This window comes from Enterococcus sp. GPZ-007 (assembly GCF_059374735.1).
The window spans coordinates 1-7,045 of the sequence record NZ_JCAFYN010000083.1; the positions used below are offsets into that span (position 1 = coordinate 1).

Consider the following 7,045-nt stretch of genomic DNA (forward strand, 5'->3'; position numbering starts at 1 on the left):
AGTTTTTTTTGTTTATCGGGAAGTAGCTCAGCTTGGTAGAGTACTTGGTTTGGGACCAAGGTGTCGCAGGTTCGAATCCTGTCTTCCCGATCAAAAAAGAAGGTGAAAGCCTTCTTTTTTTTTATCCTTATTTAAAGAAAGGCGTTCTTCTTTATTTCACGCTCTAAATTCGATATAATTATGGTCAGGAATAGTCAATAGGAGGCGATATCATGAGCAGAAATACCTCTGATTTGATCGAATCTTACTTGAAAGATATTTTGGAAAATAGTGAAATTATCGAAATTCGCAGAGCTGAAATGGCACAATTGTTTAATTGTGTTCCTTCTCAGATAAATTATGTGATCAATACTCGTTTTACTTTTCAACGAGGATACTTAGTTGAAAGTAAACGCGGTGGCGGTGGATATATTCGAATTAGTAAAGTTAAGATTTCTGATCAACATTATTTTTTGGAACAATTGATGGATTCTTTTGGAAGTGAGATTTCTGAGGCAAATGCTTTTGGAATTATTCAGAAATTATTCGAAGAGGAAATTATTACGGAAAATGAAGGTAATTTGATGTTGAGTGCAGTATCGAAGAATGTTCTTGGTATCAGTCAAATTGAAAACAGACTACGGGCAAGAATTCTTCATGGATTTTTGGAACGTTTAAGTTATGAGAAAAAGGAGTGAGGGATATGGATCAGCTGTATACAGAACGCGCAAAAGCAGTGTTGGCGATCGCCCAGCAAGAAGCTAAATATTTTAAACACCGTTCGGTTGGTTCGGAACATCTATTGTTAGCGTTAGTGATCGAACAACAAGGAATTGCGGGTAAAACATTACGTCAAATGAATTCAAGTGAAAATGATATACGTGAAGAAATCGAGCATATGACGGGTTACGGATCGGTTAAATCCTATCCTGAAGGGGGTTACTTGCCTTATTCTCCTAGAGCAAAGCAAATTTTGATTTTTGCAGATGATGAAGCGAAGCGTTTTAATGCAAAATTGGTTGGAACTGAGCACATCTTATTAGGGCTATTAAGAGACGATGAAATCTTGGCTTCTCATATCTTAGTGAATCTCGGTTTGAGCTTGCCTAAAATGCGGCAGCTTTTATTGAAGAAAATGGGTGTGAATGAAGCATCAAATGGTAATCAAGGAGCTGGGAATCGCCGCAAGGCACCAGCGAAACCGGCTCAAAGTAACTCACAAGGTACACCTACCTTGGATGGTTTAGCTCGGGATTTAACGAAATTGGCTCGAGAAAAGCGTTTAGACCCAGTAGTAGGTCGAGACAGTGAGGTTCGTCGTGTGGTTCAAATTTTGAGCCGTCGAACCAAAAATAATCCTGTACTAGTGGGAGAACCTGGTGTCGGTAAAACGGCAATTGTTGAAGGTTTGGCGCAACGAATTATCTCAGGTGATGTACCTGAAGATATGCGTGGAAAACGTTTGATGATGTTGGATATGGGTGCCTTGGTTGCTGGAACAAAATATCGTGGAGAATTTGAAGACCGTTTGAAAAAAGTGATCGATGAAATTTACCATGATGGACAAATCATTCTATTTATTGATGAATTGCATACCTTGATCGGCGCGGGTGGCGCTGAGGGCGCGATCGATGCTTCTAATATCTTGAAACCTGCGTTAGCACGCGGAGAATTGCAAACGATCGGTGCGACAACCTTAGATGAATACCAAAAATATATCGAAAAGGATTCTGCTTTAGAACGTCGATTTGCTCGAGTACAAGTAGAAGAACCAACCCCTGAAGAAGCAGAAGAAATATTGAAAGGTTTGCGTCCTCGATATGAAGATCATCATGGCGTTGAAATTACTGATGAAGCATTGCATGCAGCCGTTTCTTTATCCGTACGTTATATCAATTCACGTCAATTGCCGGACAAGGCGATCGATTTGATGGATGAATCATCTGCAAAAGTTCGTTTGGATTCGACCGATGAAGTATCAGAGCTGACAGACTTGGAAGAAGAAGTTAAAGATTTGGTGGCTGAAAAAGAAAAAGCTATTCAAAATCAAGACTTTGAATCTGCTGCTCGTTTACGTTTACGAGAAAAACAATTATCTGAAGTATTGGAGCAAGCAAAAATCAAAGCGGCCAAGCAAGAAAATGGCTATATTGATCAAGTAACTGATGAAGATGTGGCAGCGGTTGTTTCACAATGGACGGGTGTGCCGCTACAACAGTTGGAGAAAAAAGAAAGTCAGCGTTTAATGGATCTGGAAAATGTTCTGCATAAGCGGGTCGTTGGCCAAGATGAAGCAGTTGTTGCCATTTCGCGAGCGATTCGTCGGGCTCGCAGCGGGTTGAAAGATCCAAACCGTCCAATCGGTTCCTTCATGTTCTTAGGTCCAACAGGAGTAGGTAAAACGGAGCTGGCTAAAGCATTGGCGGAAGCAATGTTTGGCAGTGAAGAGACCTTGATTCGAGTAGATATGTCTGAATACATGGAAAAATACAGCACCAGCCGTTTGATTGGTTCACCCCCAGGTTACGTGGGCTATGAAGAAGGCGGTCAGCTGACAGAGAAGATTCGTCAAAAACCTTACTCCGTTATCTTGCTGGATGAAGTGGAAAAAGCCCATCCAGATGTCTTCAATATTTTATTACAAGTCTTGGATGATGGTCACTTAACGGATTCAAAAGGTCGAAAAGTTGATTTCCGCAATACAATTTTGATTATGACCTCAAATATAGGTGCGACAGAGATCCGCGAAGAAAAAAATGTCGGTTTTAACGTGAAGGACATTACGAAAGACCATGCGATGATGGAAAAACGAATTTTGGAAGAATTGAAAAAGGCTTTTCGTCCAGAATTTCTCAACCGGATCGATGAAACAGTGGTGTTCAAATCACTAAACCAAGATCAGATTAATGAGATCGTTAAAATTATGAGTCGTGCTGTTCTGGATCGTATGAAGGAACATGAGATTAAAGTGAAGATTACTCCTGCTGCTTACGATGTTATCGGGAAAGTTGGGTTTGATCCTGAATATGGTGCACGGCCGATTCGACGAGCACTACAAAAAGAAATTGAAGATCGACTTGCGGAGGCTTTGTTGTCTGGGCAGATCCAATTGGGTGACACGGTAACGATTGGAGCAAGCAAAGGCAAAATCACATTAACAGTGAAAAATCCAAAAGAAGAAAAAATTCCAGAAAAAGTTTAATTGATCAGAGGAGGACGTGTTGATGTCCTCCTCTTTTTTATATCGTTAGTTGGAAACTTTTGCAAGCTGTGATAGTATGGGAAAGTCTAAAGGGAGGAAACACCATGATCGAATTAATTGCGACGGTAGAATCGCTGGAACAAGCTGAAGAATTGCTGACTGCCGGCGTGGATACACTATACATAGGGGAAGAAACTTTTGGTCTGCGACTGCCCCATTCTTTTTCTCGCGAGGAGCAGAAGGCGCTGATTGACTTGGCACATACTCAAGGAAAAAAAGTGAATATTGCTGTCAATGGCATCATGCATCCTGAGAAAATGAAAATGATCCCAGAGTATTTGAATTTTCTAGCGGAAGTGAAACCGGATCACGTCGTTGTTGGTGATACGGGTGTGATTTATTTATTGCAGGAATATGATTTGCCATATATTTATGATGCGGAAACTTTGGTGACTAATGCGCGACAGATCAATTTTTGGCAGAAAAAAGGTGCTGTGGGGGCAATATTGGCTCGCGAAGTTCCCTTTGCAGAGATGCAGCGTTTAAGCGAGCACGTCAATGTACCAGTGGAAGTATTGGTTTATGGCGCAACGTGCATTCATCAATCGAAACGACCGTTGTTGGATAATTATTTTAATTACACAAAACAGACGGAAAGTGCTTCAAAAGAGCGGGGATTATTCATTTCAGAACCGAAAAAAGCAGAGACTCATTATTCGATTTATGAAGATCAGCATGGCACACATATCTTTGCTGATAATGATCTGAATTTGATTAATGAGCTAGCTGAATTGAACCAAGCGGGTTATCAAACGTGGAAATTAGACGGCTTATTTACATCTGGCAAAGATTTTGTCGCAATTGCGAAAATCTTTGCAGAGGCTAAATCAGCAATTGAAACGAATTCTTGGGATGAATCAGCCGCAATCAACGCGCAGCAAGCAATTCAAAAATATCATCCTGTTGGTCGGGGAATGGATACTGGTTTTTATCATTTGGACCCAACAGCGATTAAATAGAGGGAATAGTAGCATGACAGAGAGAAAGTTGAAACGGCCGGAAGTTTTAGCGCCAGCCGGGACATTAGAAAAATTGAAAACCGCAATTCATTATGGTGCGGATGCAGTTTATATTGGTGGAGATGCATATGGTCTGCGTTCTCGGGCCGGAAACTTTTCATTTGAAGAAATGGAAGAAGGAGTGGCTTTTGCCAATCAATATGGCGCTAAAGTCTATGTAGCAGCTAATATGGTCACGCATGAAGGCAATGAAGAAGGAGCCGGAGCATTCTTCAAAAAATTACGTGATATTGGGATATCGGCAGTAATTGTTTCCGATCCTGCTTTGATTGAGATTTGTGCATCAGAAGCGCCCGGGTTAGAAATCCATTTATCTACGCAAGCCTCAGCTACAAATGCCGAGACCTTGAAGTTTTGGCAAAATGAGGGCTTGGAACGGGTTGTTTTAGCTCGAGAGGTATCGATGGAAGAGTTAGCAGAGATTCGTCGCAATACAGATATTCAAATTGAAGCCTTTATCCATGGCGCGATGTGTATTTCCTATTCAGGTCGTTGTACTTTGTCGAATCATATGTCCATGCGGGATGCAAACCGTGGCGGCTGTTCACAGTCCTGTCGCTGGAAATATGAATTATTCGATATGCCGTTCGCCCAGGAACATCGATCATTGACAGAAAATGGCGATGTGACAGAAGAGTTTTCCATGAGTGCGGTGGACATGTCCATGATCGAACACATTCCTGATTTGATTGAAAATGGTGTCGATAGCTTGAAGATCGAAGGTCGAATGAAATCAATTCACTATGTATCTACTGTAGCGAACGTTTATAAAGCAGCAGTTGACAGCTATATTGCTGATCCAGACAACTATGTTTGCAAGCAAGAGTGGATTGATGAATTATGGAAGGTTGCTCAGCGAGAATTGTCAACGGGTTTTTATTACCACACACCAACAGAAAACGAACAACTGTTTGGACCACGCCGAAAGATTCCTGTCTATAAATTTATCGGTGAGGTTTTAAGTTATGACGAAGCTAGTGGAATTGCCACTATTCGTCAACGAAATCATTTTAGAGTGGGGGATGAGATCGAGTTTTATGGTCCGCATTTCCAGCATTTTGAACAAACGGTTACGGAAATGAAAAATGATGAAGGTGAATCGATTGATCGCGCACCTAATCCGATGATGGTCTTGACGATGCCAGTCGCTCAGCCAGTTAAACCGGGAGATATGATTCGGAAAAAGAAAGACTAATATATAAGCCGCACGCTAGAAGTTGGATGAAAAGCCGATTTTTGATGTGCGGTTTTCTTGAGATATTTTTTAAGAGAAAAGAGTGTTTGGAACAAAAAATGATCCTTTTCTAGCAAAATAGATTAAAATGAAAGTATTGAGTTTGAAGCTGTTTATTCTACTTACTTTAAAATATTTCCATTACCTTAATACGAACTAGGAGGAAGATGAATGAAAAAATATGATTATATCATTGTTGGCGGCGGTAGTGGCGGGATCGCCTCAGCAAATCGTGCCGGTATGTATGGGGCGAAGGTCTTGTTAATCGAGGGAAATAAAATCGGCGGGACCTGTGTCAATGTTGGCTGTGTTCCCAAAAAAGTGATGTGGCAAGCTAGCAGTATGCTGGAAATGATTGAACGAGATGCACCTAGCTACGGTGTGCGGGCAGATGTTGAAACATTTGATTTCAAAGAATTAGTTGCTCGGCGCGAAAAATATATTGATTTTTTACATGGTGCTTATTATCGCGGACTTGATAGTAACAATGTGGAACGAATCGAAGGCTATGCGACCTTCAAGTCTGATCATGTTGTCAGCGTGAACGGCGAAGAATATACCGCACCAAATATGCTGATCGCAACGGGCGGCCGCCCAAGTCAAATGAAGATTCCCGGTGGTGAATATGCCATTGACTCTAACGGATTCTTTGAAATGACGGAACAACCAAAAGAAGTAATTGTTCTTGGAGCTGGCTATATCGCAGCAGAATTGAGTGGCGTCTTACAAGGGATGGGTACTCAAGTTCATTGGGCTTTTCGTCACAGTCGTCCATTGCGGACATTTGATAAAATGTTGGCGGACAATTTAGTTGAGATCTATCGAGACAACAAAATGAAGCTATACGACCATCATGTGGCAAAAGAAATTAAACAAAATGCCGAAGGAACCTACACTGTCTATTTCGAAAACGGAAATACACTGACGGGAGATAAAGTATTGTTTGCCGGCGGTCGTGTGCCGAATACGGATAATTTAGGCTTGGAAAATACTTCGGTGACATTGAATGAAAAAGGCTTCGTGATCGTCGATAAATATCAAAATACGACGAGTGAAGGTGTTTATGCGGTTGGTGATGTGATTGGCAAGATCGACCTGACACCAGTAGCCATCGCGGCTGGTCGTCGTTTATCAGAACGTGTCTTTAACGGTAAGTCTGAAGAATTCTTAGATTACGAAAATGTACCAACGGTGATTTTTACACACCCAACGATTGCCACGATCGGCTTATCAGAAGAAGCTGCTATCGAACGTTATGAAAAAGATCAGATCAAGATCTATCATTCAAGATTTACGCCGATGTATTTTGCTTTGAGTGATTATCGTCAGAAATGCGATATGAAGTTGATTTGTCTTGGTGAAGAAGAAAAAATCATCGGCTTACATGCGATTGGTGTCGGTGTTGATGAAATGCTGCAAGGATTTGCAGTAGCTATTAAGATGGGCGCAACGAAGAAAGATTTTGATGATACAGTTGCGATTCACCCAACTGGCAGCGAGGAATTTGTTACAATGCGCTAAAAAAATGATGTGCCGCAAATCGGCACATCA

General features: G+C 41.3%; 5 protein-coding genes and 1 tRNA gene. All 6 read left to right on the top strand.

The genetic code is table 11. The annotated features are described in order from the left end of the window. Positions 1-16: 16 nt before the first annotated feature. The 6 genes from AC4J95_RS20820 (at position 17) to gor (ending at position 7,015) form a co-directional block, all read left to right on the top strand. Positions 17-90, top strand: a tRNA-Pro gene (locus AC4J95_RS20820). 119 nt (positions 91-209) lie between these two features. Continuing rightward, on the top strand, positions 210-677 hold the full coding sequence (locus AC4J95_RS20825; RefSeq protein ID WP_269208789.1) for a CtsR family transcriptional regulator: 468 nt from the start codon (positions 210-212) through the stop codon (positions 675-677). Between the two features lie 5 nt (positions 678-682). Further along, positions 683-3,181: an ATP-dependent Clp protease ATP-binding subunit gene (locus AC4J95_RS20830; RefSeq protein WP_494551508.1), complete on the top strand. Its 2,499-nt coding sequence runs from the start codon at positions 683-685 to the stop codon at positions 3,179-3,181. Positions 3,182-3,285: 104 nt separating this feature from the next. Continuing rightward, positions 3,286-4,200, top strand: coding sequence for a peptidase U32 family protein (locus AC4J95_RS20835; protein ID WP_494551509.1), 915 nt, complete (start codon positions 3,286-3,288; stop codon positions 4,198-4,200). A gap of 13 nt (positions 4,201-4,213) precedes the next feature. Beyond that, positions 4,214-5,455 (top strand): peptidase U32 family protein, encoded by a 1,242-nt coding sequence (locus AC4J95_RS20840; protein ID WP_494551510.1) that lies wholly within the window; start codon positions 4,214-4,216, stop codon positions 5,453-5,455. Between the two features lie 210 nt (positions 5,456-5,665). Continuing rightward, positions 5,666-7,015, top strand: a complete 1,350-nt coding sequence (gor, locus tag AC4J95_RS20845; protein WP_494551511.1) for a glutathione-disulfide reductase — start codon at positions 5,666-5,668, stop codon at positions 7,013-7,015. Positions 7,016-7,045 lie beyond the last annotated feature (30 nt).

Bases quoted from the DNA above. Each gene is read 5' to 3' on its own strand.
- AC4J95_RS20830 (WP_494551508.1), top strand. From the start codon at position 683: ATGGATCAGCTGTATACAGAACGCGCAAAAGCAGTGTTGGCGATCGCC.
- AC4J95_RS20835 (WP_494551509.1), top strand. From the start codon at position 3,286: ATGATCGAATTAATTGCGACGGTAGAATCGCTGGAACAAGCTGAAGAA.
- AC4J95_RS20840 (WP_494551510.1), top strand. From the start codon at position 4,214: ATGACAGAGAGAAAGTTGAAACGGCCGGAAGTTTTAGCGCCAGCCGGG.
- gor (WP_494551511.1), top strand. From the start codon at position 5,666: ATGAAAAAATATGATTATATCATTGTTGGCGGCGGTAGTGGCGGGATC.